General features: G+C 62.0%; 1 protein-coding gene. It reads left to right on the forward strand.

The annotated features are described in order from the left end of the window. Positions 1 to 140: 140 nt before the first annotated feature. Positions 141 to 553 (forward strand): transposase (locus tag SO140_RS46415; protein ID WP_449384727.1); only part of this gene is annotated, 413 nt, incomplete at its 3' end.

The raw sequence follows: 553 nt of genomic DNA on the forward strand, positions 1-553 counted from the left end.
TCGGGATTGTGAGCCACGGCTAAGTCGGGAATGCCCGCACTCTCCATGGGCTGCTCCCGAGGGGTGTGCGGGCTTTTCTCCTAAGAGCCTAACCGAAAATAAGGAGTGAGTGATCTCGGCGGGCTGTGATTCCTTCGGATTTGCGAAGATTCGAGGGAGGGCACGATGCCTGGACCGAAATCACTCGTCTCCAGTATCAACGCAGCGGGCTGCGTTACACAAGCGATCTGACTGATGCGGAGTGGGCGCTGATTGCCGGGAAGATGCCGCGACGACGGCGTCTCGGGCGACCACGGCAGGTCAATTTGCGCGAGGTGGTGCAGGCGATCTTCTACATTCTGTCCACCGGCTGCCAGTGGCGGGCCCTGCCGAGCGAGTTCCCGCCGTACTCGACGGTCCAGGGCTACTATTATGCGTGGCGCGATAGTGGCAGGTGGCACATGATCGTTCGAGCGTTGGTGCGCAAAGCGCGGCAGGAACTTGGGCGCAAGCCGACACCGACGGCTGCCGTCATTGACAGTCAAACCGCTTCGACGACGCAGGCCGGCGGGCC

This window comes from Bradyrhizobium sp. UFLA05-108 (assembly GCF_059803455.1).